This is a genomic window from uncultured Sphingomonas sp. (assembly GCF_964021865.1).
Classification (GTDB): domain Bacteria; phylum Pseudomonadota; class Alphaproteobacteria; order Sphingomonadales; family Sphingomonadaceae; genus Sphingomonas.
Map to the genome: position 1 here is coordinate 1 of NZ_CAXIAM010000067.1, position 16,282 is coordinate 16,282.

The 16,282-nt window shown below is 69.9% G+C and carries 17 protein-coding genes and 1 pseudogene; 16 read left to right on the forward strand and 2 right to left on the reverse strand.

The window, feature by feature from the left end; genetic code table 11:
* On the forward strand, positions 1-825 hold an 825-nt coding region (locus AADI75_RS14305), incomplete at its 5' end, for a flagellar motor protein MotB (protein WP_341209679.1).
* Between the two features lie 113 nt (positions 826-938).
* Here AADI75_RS14305 and AADI75_RS14310 read toward each other — a convergent pair.
* On the reverse strand, positions 939-2,105 hold the full coding sequence (locus tag AADI75_RS14310; RefSeq protein WP_341209680.1) for an acyltransferase family protein: 1,167 nt from the start codon (positions 2,103-2,105) through the stop codon (positions 939-941).
* 72 nt (positions 2,106-2,177) lie between these two features.
* On the opposite strand from AADI75_RS14310, the gene ispG reads away from it, so the two are divergent.
* From ispG to AADI75_RS14345, 7 genes are all read left to right on the forward strand, one after another.
* The gene (gene ispG / locus AADI75_RS14315) at positions 2,178-3,302 is read left to right on the forward strand and encodes a flavodoxin-dependent (E)-4-hydroxy-3-methylbut-2-enyl-diphosphate synthase (RefSeq protein ID WP_341209681.1); all 1,125 of its coding nucleotides are present in this window, start codon (positions 2,178-2,180) and stop codon (positions 3,300-3,302) included.
* Positions 3,303-3,338: 36 nt separating this feature from the next.
* On the forward strand, positions 3,339-3,614 hold the full coding sequence (locus AADI75_RS14320) for an AbrB/MazE/SpoVT family DNA-binding domain-containing protein (protein ID WP_341209682.1): 276 nt from the start codon (positions 3,339-3,341) through the stop codon (positions 3,612-3,614).
* A complete protein-coding gene (locus tag AADI75_RS14325) occupies positions 3,611-3,991 on the forward strand; it encodes a type II toxin-antitoxin system VapC family toxin (protein WP_341209683.1) in 381 nt (126 codons plus the stop codon). Before AADI75_RS14320 ends, AADI75_RS14325 begins: the two co-directional genes overlap by 4 nt.
* Positions 3,988-4,890 (forward strand): DMT family transporter, encoded by a 903-nt coding sequence (locus AADI75_RS14330; RefSeq protein ID WP_341209684.1) that lies wholly within the window; start codon positions 3,988-3,990, stop codon positions 4,888-4,890. The genes AADI75_RS14325 and AADI75_RS14330 overlap by 4 nt, the downstream gene beginning before the upstream one ends.
* A gap of 149 nt (positions 4,891-5,039) precedes the next feature.
* Complete coding sequence (locus tag AADI75_RS14335; protein WP_341209685.1) at positions 5,040-5,522, forward strand: GNAT family N-acetyltransferase; 483 nt, start codon at positions 5,040-5,042, stop codon at positions 5,520-5,522.
* Entirely contained in the window at positions 5,522-5,842 is a 321-nt protein-coding gene (locus AADI75_RS14340; RefSeq protein WP_341209686.1) for a multidrug efflux SMR transporter, read from the forward strand. Before AADI75_RS14335 ends, AADI75_RS14340 begins: the two co-directional genes overlap by 1 nt.
* A gap of 4 nt (positions 5,843-5,846) precedes the next feature.
* On the forward strand, positions 5,847-6,218 hold the full coding sequence (locus AADI75_RS14345; protein WP_341209687.1) for a TfoX/Sxy family protein: 372 nt from the start codon (positions 5,847-5,849) through the stop codon (positions 6,216-6,218).
* A gap of 368 nt (positions 6,219-6,586) precedes the next feature.
* Here the strand turns inward: AADI75_RS14345 and AADI75_RS14350 are convergent, their stop codons facing one another.
* A complete protein-coding gene (locus tag AADI75_RS14350) occupies positions 6,587-7,960 on the reverse strand; it encodes a flagellin (RefSeq protein WP_341209688.1) in 1,374 nt (457 codons plus the stop codon).
* 286 nt (positions 7,961-8,246) lie between these two features.
* Between AADI75_RS14350 and AADI75_RS14355 the strand changes: the two genes are divergently transcribed.
* From AADI75_RS14355 to AADI75_RS14390, 8 genes and pseudogenes are all read left to right on the forward strand, one after another.
* Positions 8,247-9,515 carry a sigma 54-interacting transcriptional regulator gene (locus AADI75_RS14355; protein ID WP_341209689.1) on the forward strand — a complete coding sequence of 423 codons (1,269 nt, stop codon included), beginning with the start codon at positions 8,247-8,249 and terminating at the stop codon, positions 9,513-9,515.
* Entirely contained in the window at positions 9,512-9,874 is a 363-nt protein-coding gene (gene fliE, locus AADI75_RS14360) for a flagellar hook-basal body complex protein FliE (protein WP_341209690.1), read from the forward strand. Before AADI75_RS14355 ends, fliE begins: the two co-directional genes overlap by 4 nt.
* Position 9,875: 1 nt before the next feature.
* Positions 9,876-11,618 (forward strand): flagellar basal-body MS-ring/collar protein FliF, encoded by a 1,743-nt coding sequence (fliF, locus tag AADI75_RS14365; protein WP_341209691.1) that lies wholly within the window; start codon positions 9,876-9,878, stop codon positions 11,616-11,618.
* Entirely contained in the window at positions 11,615-12,652 is a 1,038-nt protein-coding gene (fliG, locus tag AADI75_RS14370; protein ID WP_341209692.1) for a flagellar motor switch protein FliG, read from the forward strand. Before fliF ends, fliG begins: the two co-directional genes overlap by 4 nt.
* Positions 12,653-12,671: 19 nt before the next feature.
* Entirely contained in the window at positions 12,672-13,415 is a 744-nt protein-coding gene (locus tag AADI75_RS14375; protein WP_341209693.1) for a flagellar biosynthesis protein FliH, read from the forward strand.
* Positions 13,409-14,740 (forward strand): FliI/YscN family ATPase, encoded by a 1,332-nt coding sequence (locus AADI75_RS14380; RefSeq protein WP_341209694.1) that lies wholly within the window; start codon positions 13,409-13,411, stop codon positions 14,738-14,740. The genes AADI75_RS14375 and AADI75_RS14380 overlap by 7 nt, the downstream gene beginning before the upstream one ends.
* Positions 14,733-15,140 carry a hypothetical protein gene (locus AADI75_RS14385; RefSeq protein WP_341209695.1) on the forward strand — a complete coding sequence of 136 codons (408 nt, stop codon included), beginning with the start codon at positions 14,733-14,735 and terminating at the stop codon, positions 15,138-15,140. Before AADI75_RS14380 ends, AADI75_RS14385 begins: the two co-directional genes overlap by 8 nt.
* Positions 15,141-15,197: 57 nt before the next feature.
* A pseudogene (locus tag AADI75_RS14390) lies at positions 15,198-16,282 on the forward strand (hypothetical protein); the annotation flags it as partial.

Genomic DNA, 16,282 nt, shown 5'->3' on the forward strand with positions numbered 1-16,282 from the left:
CACCACGGCGGCGCGTGGAAGGTCGCCTATGCCGATTTCGTGACCGCGATGATGGCGTTCTTCCTGCTGCTGTGGCTGCTCGGCGCAACGACCGAGAAGCAGCGCAAGGGCATCGCCGATTATTTCGCGCCGACGCTGATCGACAAGAAGCGCGTCGGGATCGGCGGCAACGGGATGTTCGGCGGCGAATCGCTGACATCGAAGGAGAAGATCGGGCCGAAGGCGGGCACCTCGGATCTGCACGCGCTGGCGCTGGTCACCACCGATCCGGTCGGCGAGGCCAAGGGATTTGGGAAGAAGGGCTCGCTGCGCAGCAGCAGCGCGGTCGCGAAAGAAGACGCCAAGAATTTTGCCAAGCTGCGCCAGCAGGTGATGCAGAAGATCATGGCGCAGCGCGAGCTGGCGAAGCTGGCCAAGCACATCCGCTTCACGATGACCTCCGACGGGATGCGCATCGATCTGGTCGACGACGCCGATTATTCGATGTTCGCGCTGGGCACGACCGCGCTCGCCAGCGACGCGTCGGCGCTGATCGGGTTGGTCGCGCAGGGGATCAAGGAAACGCAGAACCCGATCTCGATCCGCGGCTATACCGACAGCCTGCCGTATGGCGATCCGCGCGCGATGAACAACTGGATGCTGTCGTCGGGCCGCGCCGAGGCGACGCGCCGCCGGCTGGCGCTGGGCGGCATTCCGGAAACGCGCTTCAACCGCATCGAGGGCGTGGCGGACCGCGAACCGATGATCGCCGACAACCCGCAGGACCCGCGCAACCGCCGCGTCGCGATCACCCTGCTCTACCGCGCGGGCACCTTCGGGCAGTAAACCCCTTCGTCATTCCCGCGCAGGCGGGAATCCAGACGCGCAGGTCTGCCGATAGAAGCGTGATCGTCAGAGGTTCTGGATTCCCGCCTGCGCGGGAATGACGGTCACCGCCCTCAAACGATCGCCGGGCGCGGATCGACGTGCGTGCGCCGCGACGCGTGCCGCCGTAGTCCGATCAGCGGGCGCAGCGGCCCGATCGCGCGTCCGCCCAGATAAAAGGCCCAGCACCCCGCCAGCGTCGCCGCGACCAGTACGGCGAACGCCACGCCACCGGGCAGCGCCAGCGGCGCCAGCCAGAACGCGACCAGCACGATGATCGACTGGTGGACAATGTAGAACGGGAACACCGCCTCGGTCAGCATCCGCCGCCACTTGCGGTCGCGGTTCCAGTGCCCGTCGGCATAGCCGATCAGCGCGGCGACCGCCGCCCAGCCCTCGACCGAGCGCGCCACCGAGAAGACGATCCCCCACGGGTACGGCATGCTGCTGCCCGGCCAGCGGATCTCGATCCCCGCGACCACCGCATAGGCCGCCAGCGCGATCGCCGCCGACGGCTTCCACCGCGCGACCAGCGCTGCCAGCGTCTCCGGCGCGCACGCCAGCGCATAGCCGAACAGGAAAAACGGGAAGTAGCTGAAGTGCGCGACCCAATCGTCGACCAGCGCGTGCGTCTCGCGCCCGCCGGGGAACAGCCAGAAGCTGACCAGCACCATCCACGCGATCGGCACCACCAGCAATGCCGGCCCGCGCATCATCCACGCAAACCCGGCCTGTATCGCACGCCGCACCGCCCGCGGTAGCAACAGCGCACCCGCGGCGAGCACCAACGTATAGACCCACAGATAGGCGACGAACCACAGGTGGTTCCAGGCGGGCAGGAACAGCGCCCCGACCGGTGCGAACCGGAAGTAATCGTGCACCCAGAAGTGCCCGAAGCCGTGCGAATAGCCGTATTTCTGCGACAGTTCGACCCACGGCTGCACCGGCACGATCACCGCGATGCCGAAAATCAGCGGGACGAGCAGCCGCAGCGAGCGCTGCCGCGCGAACCGCCACGGCGCCTTGTTGCGCAGCATCAGCGCACGACTGGCGTAGCCCGAGACGAGGAACAGCAACGCCAGCCGCCACGGGTTCGACGCCATCATCGGCACCGCCACCCACCACGCGCCGGGCAGCTTCGCGTGGAAGTCCCACGGGACGAACACCATGCCGACATGGTAGAGGATCAGGATCGCGAACGCCCCGATGCGGAGCCAGTCCAGGCCGTAATGACGCTGCATTTGCGGTCGCCTAGCATTGCTTGGCCGATGCTGCGACTTTGAACTGCCACGCCACACGCGTATATGGCGGGTATGTCGATCCGTCCGTGGCGCGATATCGCGCGTCGTCCCAGCCGCCAGATCATGGTCGGCAATGTCCCCGTCGGCGGGGATGCCCCGGTCACCGTGCAGACGATGACCAATACCCCCACCGAGGATGCCGCCGCGACGATCGACCAGATCCGTCGCTGCGAGGAGGCCGGGGCGGACATCATCCGCGTCAGCTGCCCCGACGTGGCGTCGACCGCCGCGCTCGGCCAGATCGTGCGCGCCGCCAAGGTGCCGATCGTCGCGGACATCCATTTCCACTACAAGCGCGCGCTCGAAGCCGCCGATGCCGGCGCGGCGTGCCTGCGCATCAACCCCGGCAACATCGGCTCGTCCGATCGCGTCGCCGAGGTGGTGCGCGCCGCCAAGGCCAACGGCTGCGCGATCCGCATCGGCGTCAACGCCGGCAGCCTCGAGAAGGACCTGCTCGAGAAGTACGGCGAGCCCTGTCCGGAGGCGCTGGTCGAATCGGCGCTCGACCACATCAAGCTGCTGCAGGACCACGACTTCCACGAATATAAGGTCGCGGTGAAGGCGTCGGACGTCTTCCTCGCGGTCGCCGCCTATCAACAGCTTGCCGACGCGGTCGACTGCCCGCTGCATCTCGGCATCACCGAGGCGGGCGGACTGATCGGCGGCACGGTGAAGTCGTCGATCGGCATGGGCTCGCTGCTGTGGTTCGGAATCGGCGATACGATCCGCGTGTCCTTGTCGGCCGAGCCGGAAGAGGAAGTCCGCGTCGGGTTCGAGATTCTCAAGGCGCTCGGCATCCGCAACCGCGGCGTGCGCGTGGTGAGCTGCCCGAGCTGCGCGCGGCAGGGCTTCGACGTGATCCGCACCGTGCAGGCGCTCGAGGAACGGCTCCAGCACATCCGCACGCCCATGAGCCTGTCGGTGCTCGGCTGCGTCGTCAATGGCCCCGGCGAGGCGCGCGAAACCGACATCGGCATCACCGGCGGTGGCGGCGGCAAGCACATGGTCTATCTGTCGGGCGTCACCGACCACCATGTGCAGGACGCCGACATGATCGAGCATATCGTCAAGCTGGTCGAGGCCAAGGCCGCGGAGATCGACGCCGCCGACGCGGCGGCAAAACTGGCGCCCGAATAGGTCCTGTGCTACATGTCAGGTCCTGGAGGACCCGACATGACCTATCATGCGAAGGTGATCGCCGGCGGGAAGATCGTCATCCCCGCCGACCTGCGCCGCGAACTGGGGATCAAGGACGGCGACATGGTCGTCATCGATCGTGACGAGCAAGGCGGCATGATCCTCAGAACGCACGTTCAGGTCGTCCGCGATGTGCAGGACGCTTTCCGTCCGTTCCGCGATCCACACGGCAGTATCGTCGACGACCTGCTCGCCGGCCGTCGCGAGGAACAGCGGCGCGAAGGTGACACGGATGCGGCATCGGCGGCGTGACGATCGTCTTCGACTCGTCTGCGCTGCTGGCGTTGCTGTTCGACGAAGCAGGCGGTGACGTCGCGCTGCCGTTCGTGCGCGCCGCGCTGCTTTCGGCGGTCAACTTTGATGAAGTGCTCCACAAATGTGTCCGCCGCGGCATGGAAGCGGAGATCGTGCTCGACAGCCTGCGCCGCCTCGAAGTGGTGATCGCCTCCTTCGACAGCGAGCAGGCGCGAGTCAGCGCCGCCCTTCACCCCCGCGCGCAGACGTTACGCCTGTCCTTCGCCGACCGCGCCTGTCTGGCGCTCGGCATCGTGCATCGCGCTACCGTCGTGACCGCCGATCGCGTCTGGCAGGCGTTCGACGGCGACGTCGATATCCATCTGATCCGATGACCACCCCGCGCCACCTCTCCCCCGCGCTCGCCCTCGGCGTCGCGGCCGGCGGGATCGGGCTGTTCTCGATCATGGACGCGTTCATGAAGTCGCTGGTGCTAGCGATCGGCGTCTACAATGCGCTGCTGTGGCGGACGATGCTGTCGACCGCGATCGGCGGCGCGGCGTGGCGGGTCGGCGGCGGGCGGCGGATCGGCGCGCGTGCGCTGCGGCTGCACCTGGCGCGCGGCACGCTGACCACCGCGATGGCGCTGCTGTTCTTCTGGGGGCTGGCGCGCGTGCCGATGGCGCAGGCGATCGCGCTGACCTACATCGCGCCGCTGCTCGCGCTGCTGCTCGGCGCGTGGTTGCTCGGGGAGCGGGTCGGGGCACGGGTCGTCGCGGCATCGTTCGCGGCACTCGTCGGTGTGGCGGTGATCCTCGCCGGGCAGACGCGCATGGCGCTCGGGCCGGACGCGCTGGCGGGGGCCGGCGCGATCCTCGCCTCGGCGATCCTCTACGCCGCCAATCTGATCGTCGCGCGGCTCCAGAGCCAGGCCGCCAGCCCGCGCGAGATCGCCTTCGTCCAGTCGGCGGTCACCGCGACGTTGCTGCTATGCGCCGCGCCGTGGCTGGCGGTGGCGCCGCCGCCGGGAGCATGGGCGAGGATCGCGGTCGCCGCGCTGCTCGCGACCGGCTCGCTGTTCCTGCTCGGCTGGGCCTATGCGCATGCCGAGGCGGGATTTCTGGCGACGACCGAATATTCGTCGTTCGTCTATGCGGCGGTGCTCGGCTGGCTGTGCTTCGGCGAGCGGGTCGCGCCGACGACGTTCGCCGGTGCGGGGGTGATCGTCGCCGCGTGCCTCTACGCGGCGCGGCGGCGGACGGTGCCGCAGGGGGCGCTGGAGGGCGCGGCGTAACCACGCGCCCCGTCATGCCCGCGAAGGTGAGAATCCAGACGCGCGAGTCTGCCGATAGAAGCGATCGGTCACAAGTTCTGGATCCGCACCTGCGCCGGGATGACGGAGCAGGCTTGGGCAGATGCGCCCCACACGATACACCCACCCCCATGACCGTCTCGATCCGCCCCGCCGCCCCAGACGATGTCCCGACGATGCTCGGCTTCGTCCGCGATCTCGCCGCGTTCGAGAAAGCGCCCGACGCGGTCGAGGCGACCGAACCGATGCTCCACGACGCGCTGTTCGGTGCGCCCCCCGCCGCCGAGGCGCTGATCGCCGACCTCGACGGCCGCGCGGCCGGCTTCGCGATCTTCTACACCACCTTTTCCACATGGACCGGCAAGCGCGGCATCTGGCTCGACGATCTCTACATCTCGCCCGAAGCACGCGGACAGGGTGCCGGCGCGGCGTTGCTGAAGGCGCTCGCCGGGATCGCGGTCGATCGCGGCTATGCGCGCTTCGAATGGTGGGTGCTCGACTGGAACACCCCCGCGATCGATTTCTACCGCGCGAAGGGCGCGGTCGCGCAGGACGAGTGGACCGTGCAGCGGGTCGACGGCGCGGCGTTGCACGCGCTGGCGGGGCGCGGCTGATGGCATGGGTCTGGCTGATTGTCGGCGGGCTGTTCGAGGTCGGCTTCACCACCTGCCTGCGCAACGCCGACGGCTTCCGCCACATCGGCTGGACGCTGGCGTTTCTCGCGTCGGTATCGATGTCGATGCTGCTGCTGGAGATCGCCGCGCGCAGCATCCCGATGGGCACCGCTTATGCGGTATGGACCGGGATCGGCGCGCTCGGCACCGTGCTGACCGGCATTTTCTTCTACGGCGAGGCGGCGACCCCGGTGCGGCTGCTGCTGATCCTCGGCGCGGTCGGGTGTATCGCTGGGCTCAAGCTGACCGCGGGGCATTGAGACGATGGCGCTGGATCGGGGGCTGATCGACTGGGTTGCGGAGGCGCTGGCAGCGGACGGGAGCGTTACACATCGCCGAATGATGGGCGGCGCGACGCTCTATCTGGACGGCGTGGTCTTCGCGATCATCGACGGTGACGGCAGCCTGTGGTTCAAGAGCGATGCCGAGAGCGACGTGACCTGGGAAGCGGCAGGTTGCGCGCGCTTCACCCATGAGCGCGGCGACGGAACGGTAACGTCGATGAACTACCGGCGTGCGCCCGAGGAGTGCCACGACGATCCCGAGGCATTGCGCCAATGGGCGATGCTCGGCGTCGCAGCCGGGCGGAGAGCGCCGGTCAAGAAGAAGCCGGCATCCCGAAAGAAGCGCGCGTAACGTCCACGCGCCCTCATTTCACCACGCCGTCATCCTGGACTTGCCGTCCCGCTGGAATCGAACGAACGCAGGCGCCCGCGAAGGAGGGGCTGCCATCAGCGCCACGCGCCGTCGCCGCTGCGCAGGCAGGGGCCATGTCTGCGTCGTGCCGCGCGTCATCTGACACACGGCTCACGCGCAATGTGTCAGCCAGATCGACCAACGAAACAGCGATAGGCCCCTGCCTGCGCAGGGGCGACGGCGTTGGGGCGCGCGCTCCGCCCGAAACGACGAAAACCCCCGCCAGCCATCCGGCTGACGGGGGTCTTCTTGTCCGGCACCGGCCCCGCTCTGATCGGGGGCGAGAGGCCGGTGGTCGGCTGCCGGACTTAGCCGAGCAGCTTCATCACGCCCTGCTGCGACTGGTTGGCCTGCGCCAGCATCGCGGTCGAGGCCTGGCCGAGGATCTGCGCCTTGGCGAGCGCGGTCGTCTCGGTCGAGAAGTCGGCGTCCTCGATACGGCTCTTGGCGTCCGACAGGTTGGTCGCGGTGGTGGTCAGGTTGTTGACCGTCGATTCCAGCCGGTTCTGCGCCGCACCCATCGTGCCACGCGCCGACGAGATCTTGTCGAGCGCACCGTCGATCACCGACATGGCTGCCGACGCGCCGGTCTGCGACGAGATCGAGATGGCCGAGGTGCTGGCCGCCGTCAGGCCGGCGTCCCCCACCGCGGTGCCCGAGATCGTCAGCGCGGTACCCGACGCCGCTTCGATCGACACGTTGCCGCGTACCGTCACAGCGGACGCACCGGTCGTCACCGAGTTGCCCAGGCCGTCCTTGGCACCCGACAGGATGCTGTTGGTGTCGGTCAGCGCAATGTTGCTGCCGTCGCTGCTGGTCAGGACCAGCTTGCCCGTGCTGTCGGTGCTGGCGGCGATCTTGTTGCCCGAAACGCCGGCGAGCGTGCTGTTGATCTTGGCGGCGACCGACGCGGCATCCTTCTCGTTGTCCGTCATCGTAACGGTGGTCGAACCGATCGTCAGCGTGTTGCCGGTGGTCGGCGTGCCGACGCTGGCGGTGACGCTGTTCTTGGCAGTCGCGGTGACGTTCGACACCGCAGAGTTGATCGCGGTCGCGATCTTGCTCGCGTCCTTGTCGGCGGCAATGACAGCGCCGATATCTTGGCCGTTGACCACCACGCCACCGGCGGCGATCGCAGTTGCAGTGACAGCCGTACCCTTGACCGCCGCCGTCAGGCCCAGCGTCGAGGCGCGGGTGTCGGTCAGCGACATGCTGATGTTCTGGTTTGCGTTGATGCCGGTCTGCAGCTTGACCGTGCTCGAGCTGCCATCGAGCAGGTTGACGCCGTTGAACGAGGTCGTCTTGGCGACGTTGTTCACTTCGGCGGTCAGCTGCGTCATTTCCGACTGCAGCGCGGTGCGGTCCGAATCCTGCAGCGTGCCGTTGGCCGACTGGGTGGCCAGTTCCTTCATGCGGGTCAGCATGTTGGTGACTTCGCCCATCGCGCCTTCGGCGGTCTGCGCCAGGCTGATGCCGTCGTTGGCGTTGCGGACGGCCATCGCCATCGCCTTGGTCTGGCTGGTCATGCGGTTGGCGATCGCGAGGCCGGCGGCGTCGTCCTTCGCCGAGTTGATGCGCTTGCCGGTCGACAGGCGCTCCATCGAGGTCGCCAGCGACTTGCTCGCCATCGTCGAAGCGTTGGTGGCGCGCATTGCCGAGGTGTTGGTGTTGATCACGGTCATGGGATTATCTCCATCTACCGGCCCGTCCCGCCGCCCCCGAATGAGCAGGTGGCCGTGCCGTCACCGCATCAAACGGCTGCCCGCGCCGGACTTTTAGGGCTTTTCGCCGGAAACTTTTCGCAAGGGCCCACGGCCCCCCCCGCTTCCCCCTACGTGCACGCGCGCGCGGGCGTGCGCGTACGCCCCGGGCGCCCGGAAAAAGTCTGCCGGCAACGGCGGCAATTATACCGCGCGTTAACCACCGCGGCCGCATCACCCTCGTACTGATTCGAGGGAATTCCACGCCATGCGTTCGATCATGCCGACAGCCACCGTGGAGCGCGCGCACCTGACGCTCGTGTCCTCGCTGCGCGCGCAGGGCTTTGCGGTGCAGGCGCCCGCCGCGCGGCCGCAGCCGAACGTCGCCTATCTGGTCGCCGAGGGCGAGGCGGTGCCCGCCCCGGCGCGCACGCTGATCGTCGGCAATGCCGGGCGCGAGGTGATCCCGTTCCGCGACGGCCAGCCGGCACGCATCGCCTATGGCCATGAGGATGCCGCGGTCGGCAACGCCTTCGCCCGCGCGTTAGTCGGCGGGCCGGAGCTGCCGACCGCCGCCGACCCCGAGTCGCTGGCGCTGCTGGCGCTGGCCGAGCGCGTCGCGCAGGCCGACATCACCGTGCTGATCAACGGGCCGACCGGCACCGGCAAGGAAGTGCTGGCGCGCACGATCCACCTGAATTCCGAGCGCCGCGACGGCCCGTTCGTCGCGATCAACTGCGCCGCGCTGCCCGAGACGATGCTGGAGGCGATGCTGTTCGGCCACCAGAAGGGCGCGTTCACCGGCGCGTCGTCGGGCGGCGAGGGCTTCTTCCGCGCCGCGAACGGCGGCACCTTGCTGCTCGACGAGATCGCGGAGATGCCGCTCAACCTCCAGGCCAAGCTGCTGCGCGTGTTGCAGGAGCGCGAGGTGGTGCCGATCGGCGCGACGATGCCGCAGGCGGTCGACGTCCGCGTCGTCGCCTGCGCCAACCGCGATCTTCAGGCCGAGGTGGCGGCGGGCCGCTTCCGCGCCGATCTTTACTACCGCCTGTCGGTGTTCCCGCTGTCGACCCGTGCGCTGGCCGAGCGGCCGCAGGACATCCCCGCGCTCGCCGCGACGATGATCCTGCGTCATGCCGGCACGCGCGCATCGCTGCCGTGGCCGAGCGACGCCGCGATCGCGCGGCTGGTCGCGCACGACTGGCCGGGCAACGTCCGCGAGCTGGAGAATGTCATCCAGCGCGCGCTGCTGTTCGCGGGCGGCGACACGATCGAGGCCGATCACATCGTCTTCGACCGCCCCGCTCCTGCGCCGCGCGTCGCCGCGACGGGCGGTGAGGACAACACGCTGGGGCAGGTCGTGCAATTCTCTGAATTCGCCGCGATCCGCGAGACGCTGGCGGCGTGCGGCGGCAGCCGGATCGAGACCGCGAAGCGGCTCGGCATCTCGGAGCGGACGCTGCGCTACCGGCTCGCCAAGGCGCGCGAACAGGGTGACGACCTCGCCGCCGGCACCGGCCGGATGCTGTCGGCATGAGCGCGATCGGAGGCGTCGGCGGCGTCGACCGGGTGATGGCGCTGCGCGCGCAGATCCTGGAGCGCAACGCCGCATTGAACCGCACCAGCGGTGCCGCATCCGCCGCGCCCGCGCCGGTCACCGGGGGCGCCGCGAACGCCAGCAGCTTCGCCGACACGATGCAGTCGGCGATCGCCAAGGTGAACGAGGGCCAGCAAAAGGCCTCGGCGCTGTCGGAGCAGTATGAACGCGGCGAGACCGTCGACATCGCCAAGGTGATGCTCGCGCGTCAGGAAGCGTCGGTCGGCTTCGAGGCGACGCTGCAGGTCCGCAACAAGATCCTGTCCGCGTACAAGGACATCATGAGCATGCCGGTCTGATATGAGCAACGCTCTCACCCCGCAGAACCCGGTGCCGGTGACGCTGGTGCCCGAGAAGTTCGCCAACCCGCTGCGTCAGATCCAGGGCGTGATGGCGCAGCCCGCGGTGCGGCGCGCCGGGCCGATGGCGTTGATGGTCGGGCTGATCGGCGCGGCCGGGCTCGCGTGGTCGGCGCTGTCGACCCCGCCGCAGAAGACGTTGTTCTCCGGCCTGCCCGATTCGGACAAGGCCGCGGTCACCACCGCGCTGTCGGCCGCGAACATCCCCAGCCATATCGACGATTCGGCGGGCACGCTGACCGTCAACGAGGAGGATTATTCCAAGGCGCGGCTGCTGCTCGCCGGGCAGGGCCTGCCTAAGGCCGCACCGGGCGGCTACGCGATCCTCGACGAGCTGCCGATGGGCGTCAGCCGCGCGGTCGAGGGCGAGCGGCTGCGTCAGGCGCGCGAGACCGAGCTGGCGCGCTCGATCCAGGAGATCGACGCGGTCGCCGAGGCACGCGTTCATCTCGCGATGCCCGAGGCGAGCGTGTTCGTGCGCGACAATGCCGCGCCGTCGGCGTCGGTGGTGGTCAAGCTGCAGGGCGGCCGCTCGCTCAGCGACGCGCAGGTCCAGTCGATCGTCAACCTCGTCGCCTCGTCGGTGCCGGGGCTGAAGCCCGATGCGGTGACGATCGTCGACCAGATGGGCGGGCTGCTCACCAAGTCGGGCGACGGCCCCGACAGCGCCAACGACAAGCGCATCGAGTTCCAGCGCCGCGTCGAGGACAAATATCGTCAGCAGCTGATCCAGCTACTCACCCCATTGGTCGGCGCGGGCAATTTCACCGCCGAGGTGCAGGCCGACGTCAACCTCGACGAAACCAGCGCGACCCGCGAAAGCTACGACAAGGAAGGCCGGCTGCGCGCCGAGACCGGCAACTGGACCGGCAACATGGCGACCAACGCGCCGCCGTCCGGCATCCCGGGCGCGCTCAGCAACACGCCCCCGCCCGCCTCGCAGCTGTCGACCCCGCAGCCCGCGACCGGCAACCCTGGCACCCCCGCGGCGCAACCCGCCGCCGGCGGCCCGGCACCCGATCCGGCCAAGCAGACCGACGCGTTCCAGCGCGCCTATGATCTGAACAAGGAAGTCTCGGTCACGCGCGCCGCGCCGGGCAACATCAAGCGGCTGTCCGTCGCGGTGCTGTTGCGCGACCCGGAGAAGACCAAGCGCACCGCGATGGAGATTCAGCAGATCAACGATCTGGTGAAGAGCGCGGTCGGCTTCGACCCGACGCGCAACGACAATGTCACCGTCATCAGCCGCAAGTTCGCCGATGCCAGCGCCGATGCCGCCGCCGCGCCCAAATGGTACGACAATGCGCTGGTGCCGATGCTCGCGCGCAACCTGACCGCGCTCGTCATCGCGCTGCTGGTCCTGCTGCTCGGCGTGCGCCCGATCGCGAAGGCGCTGATGAAGAAGCGCGAGGACGCCACGCCGCCCAGGGACGCCGCCGCGCTGGCGGACGGCACCAAAGGCGACGGTACCGCGCTGACCGAGGGCTCGGGCAACGGCACGAGCGCCGGCGAGGGCGCGGACGGCGAGCAGATCGCGGTTCAGCCGCCGGTCAGCCTCGACCAGATCGAGACCAGCCAGAGCTACGAGGAGCGGATCGACGCGGTGCGCGGCTTCACGCGCGACAATCCGGCGCGCGCGGCGCTGGCGGTGCGTGACATGCTGGTCGCGGACGCCAAACCGTGACCGAGGTCGCCACCGCCCCACGGACCTTCACCGGCGTCGAGCGCGCCGCGGTGCTGATGATGCTCGTCGGCGAGGAAGAGGCTGCGGCCATCCTCCAGAAGCTCGATCCCGAAGAGGTCCGCAAGCTGGGCACCGCGATGTTCGCGGTCGCCGACGTCAGCGAGGAAGAGGTCGAGCTGGTGCTCGACGATTTCGTCGGCAAGGCGCGCGAGCGCACCGGCATCACCTTCAACCCCGGCCCGAAGGTCGAGGCGGTGATGACGCGCGCGCTGGGCCGCGACAAGGCCGAAAGCGTGCTGGCGCAGATCACCCCGGCCGAGGCGGTGTGCGAGATCGACCTGCTCGACTGGCTGGATGCCAAGGAGATCGCGGCGATGCTCGACAAGGAGCATCCGCAGATCTGCGCGGTGATGATCGCCAACCTCGATCCGTCGATCGGCAGCCAGGTGCTCGAACTGCTGCCCGAACTGAAGCAGCCCGACATCCTGCACCGCATCGCGCGGCTGGGGCCGATCACCCCCGATGCGGTCGACGCGCTGCGCACGCTGATCGCCAGCCGGACGGGCGGCGGCAGCGCGGGTGGCGGCGGCAGCGGTTCGTCGACCGCGCTGCAGCTGGGCGGCGCGCGCGAGGCGGCGAAGATCCTGCAGGGCGCGCGCAAGTCGACCGAACAGCGCGTCATGCCCAAGCTGCTCAAGATGGACCGCGACATCGCGCGGCAGATCGAGGAGGCGATGTTCGTCTTCGACAATCTGCTGGAGCTGGACGACAAGGGGCTGGGCACGCTCATCCGCAACGTCGACGGCGACACTTTGGGCCGCGCGCTGAAGGGCGTGGACGAGGCGGCGCGCAACCGCATCCTCGGCTGCATGTCGGCCCGCGCGGCGTCGGGCATCCGCGACGATATGGAAGCACGGGGACCGATGAAGCTGAGCGAAGTGCTCGAGGCGCAGAAGGCGATCATCCAGATCGCCCGCAACCTCGCGAAGGACGGCACGATCAACCTTGGGGCGGGCGACGACGATTATGTCTGAGGCGGATTTCGTCAGCGGCATGCCGTCGCGTGCTAATGCGGCGGCGCTCAGCCGCACGCGCGCGCAATCCGGGATCGCGCCGGGCTTCACCCCGGCGGACCTGATCGCGCGCATCGAACAGGCGTTCGGCGCGCGGTCGCCCGCACCGACCGCGGCCGAGCAGCCTTTAGACGACGCGACCGGCGACCAGCCGCGCCATTTCTCGCCCGCGAACCCGGATGCCGATCCGACCGCCGGCTGGGACATGCTCGACGCCGACGCGCCGATCCCGGCGTGCGTCGAACAGATCGAGGCGGCGCGGATCGCCGGCTATCACGACGGGCTCGCCGATGCGGCGATGGCCGCCGACGCGGTGGTTTCGCGCGAGCGCGAGCTGCTGGAGGCGGTCGCGGGCGCGATGAAGGCCGGCGGCGCGATCGATCGCGTCGCGCTGGCCGACGCCCTGCGCCGCACCGTCACGATGCTGGTCACGCAATTGGTCGGTGAGATCGGCGTCTCCGCGCCGTTGCTCGCCGCGCGCGTCGAGGCCGCGACCGAGCTGCTCGCCGACGCCAGCGAATCGGCGATGCTGCGCGTCCATCCCGAGGATCTGCCGCTGCTCGAGGGCCGGGTGCCCGGCACCGTCTTCCCGGTCGCCGACGAGAGCGTCGAACGCGGTAGCTTCGTCATGGAGGCCGCGTCGACGATCGTCGAGGACGGTCCGGCGATGTGGCTGGATCAGCTTTCCGCCGCGATCGAGCGCGCGGCGGTGCCGGCGTGCTGAACCGCTTCGCCGAGGATTACCTCGGCACGCTCGCACTCGCCGGATCGCGGCCGAAGCCGCGCGTCGCCGGGCGGCTGTCGTCCTATGACGGCTTGCTGATGGAGGCGGTCGGGCTGTCGCTGCCGGTCGGCACCGTCTGCAAGATCGGTGCGGACGGCGGGCAACAGGTTGAGGCCGAGGTGATCGGCTTCCGCAACGGCCGCACGCTGATGATGAACCTCGGCGGGCCGGCCGCCCTGCTGCCCAACGCCCCGGTCCGCCCGCTCGGCCCCCCGGGCGAGGCGGAGGTCGGCGCGGCGATGCTCGGGCGCGTCGTCGACGGCGCGGGCAATCCGATCGACGGGCTCGGCCCGATCCGCGGCGCGGGGCGCTGGCCGCTCGCCGGCCATATGCAATCGCCGCTCGATCGTGGCCGCGTGCTCGCGCCGATGGACGTGGGCGTGCGCGCGATCAACGGCTTGCTCACCGTCGGCCAGGGGCAGCGCGTCGGCATCATGGCCGGGTCGGGCGTCGGCAAGTCGGTGCTGCTCGGCATGATGGTGCGCGCGGCACAGGCCGATGTCGTCGTGATCGGGCTGATCGGCGAGCGCAGCCGCGAGGTTGCCGACTTCCTCGAAACCAAGGTCGCGGGCGCGGCGCGCCAGCGCTCGGTCGTCGTCGCGGTGCCCGCCAACCATTCGCCGGTGCTCCGCATCCGCGGCGCGCTGCGCGCCACTGCGATCGCCGAGGCGTTCCGCGCCGAGGGCAAGAGCGTGCTGCTCATCATCGATTCGCTGACCCGCGTCGCGCACGCCGGGCGCGAGATCGGGCTGGCGCTGGGCGAACCGGCCTCGGCGCGCGGCTATCCGCCGTCCGCGATCGCGATGCTCCCCAATTTGCTGGAGCGCGCCGGGTCGGACGTGAACACCGGCGGGTCGATCACCGGCATCTATACCGTGCTGGCGGACGGCGACGACGGCAACGATCCGGTCGTCGATTCGGCGCGCTCGATCCTCGACGGGCATATCGTGCTCAGCCGTGCGATGGCCGAGCGCGCGGTCTATCCCGCGATCGACATCTCCAAGTCGATCAGCCGCGTGATGAACGACATCGTGCCGCAGCATCACCAGCAGGCCGCGCGCATCCTGCGCCGCCATCTGGCGACCTATGAGGAAAATCGCGATCTCGTGCTGATGGGCGCGTATCGCAGCGGCAGCGATCCGGCGATCGACGCCGCGATCGCCTATCAGCCCGCGATCATGGAATTCGTGCGCCAGGACACGCACCAGATGGTGTCGCTGGCCGATGCCGAGATGGAGCTGGTCGGCGTCTTCGGCGATGCCTGACGCCAAACGGCTCAAGCGTCTGCACCGCGTCCGCACGCTCCAGCTCGGGCTGGCGCGCGCCGACGAGGCGCGGACGCAGGCGCAGCTGACCAGCGAGACGCAACTGGCGCAGCGCATCGCGCAGCTCGCCGACGCGGTCGCCCCCGCCCCGTCGACCGTCGCCGGCGCGGTCAACCTCGCCGCCAGCGCGCATTTCCGCGAACGGCTGCACCGCTCGGCGGAAGCCGCGATGAACCGCGTCCGCGCCGCCGAGGCGCAGGTCGAGCGCAGCACCGAGGCGACGCGCGGCGCACGCCGCGACCAGAGCGCGGTCGAAAAGCTGATGGAACGCCAGCACGCCGCCGATCTGCGCGCCGAGATGAAGGCGCTCGAGGACGTGCCCGCGCGCCCGAAGAAGTAAACGGCACGCCTCTTGCAGCGTGGCCGGCGAACCCTGTCCACGAAAGCGGCCTGACCCTTGACCACGATCGCAAGCCTTCTCCTGACGACGGCACCGGGCGCGATGCTGCCGGGTGCGGCCTCGCCCACGCCGGGCGTGGCGGGCGCGACGGGCGACTTCCTGAAGCTGGTGCTGCCCGGCTGCGGCGACGGCGTCGCGGTCGGCGTGGCGCCGGTGGCGAGCGACGCGGGGCGGCAGGATCTTGCCGGTACCGGCACCGGTCTGCCGCTGGTCGATGCGATGGTTTCGACCGGCGAGGCGGCGCTGGCGTGGTTGGCCGATGCGACCGGCGTGGCGGTGCCCCCGCCGCCGCCCGCACTCGCGACGCCCGCCGCGGCGGCAGTGCCCGTAGCGACGGTGATCCCCGGCGCTCCCGTAGCACCGACGCCAGAGCCGAAGCTCGCCGCCGAACCCGCGGCCCGCCCTCGCCTGCGTGTCATCACCCTCGATCCGCCCGTTCAGCCGCTGCTGACCAAAAGCGACGTCGATGCGACCGACACGATCTCGAAGGCCGCCGCGCACGACCACCCCGACCGGGACGCGCCCACCGCTTTCGCCGAAACGCCGGTCGCCCCCGCCGACACACTGACCGCCACCGCGGACGCACCGACCGCCACGACCGAGCCGCCCGCGGTGACGCCGCACGCCCCGGTACCGATTGCCGACAGTCAGGCCACGCTGGCCGCCTCGCCCCCCTTGGTGCAGCCGATCGTCACGTCGCCGGAGCGGAGCACCGATGCGCCCGCCGCAGCGTCGACCGTCGTTGCGCCCCCTGCCGCCCGCGCGACGACACCGCATCGCGCGACGCAGGGTTCTGCGCCCGCCACGCCGCCGGTGACCGCGCCGGCCGCGGCCGTTACCTCGCCGGAGCGAAACATCGCCGCGGCCAACGCGGCGCCGACCGTCGTCGCGCCCCCGGCCGCCCGCGCGACGACGCCGCAGCCCGCGACGCAGGCTTCGCCGCCGGCCACGCCGCAGGTGACCGCACCGGTCGCGGCGACGCCAACCACTTCGCCCGAAGAAGCCGCAGTCGCGACGACCCGGACCCCGCCTCTGACGGCGACGATCCCGCCTCACGCCCCCCGCACGGCGGACGCGGTCGT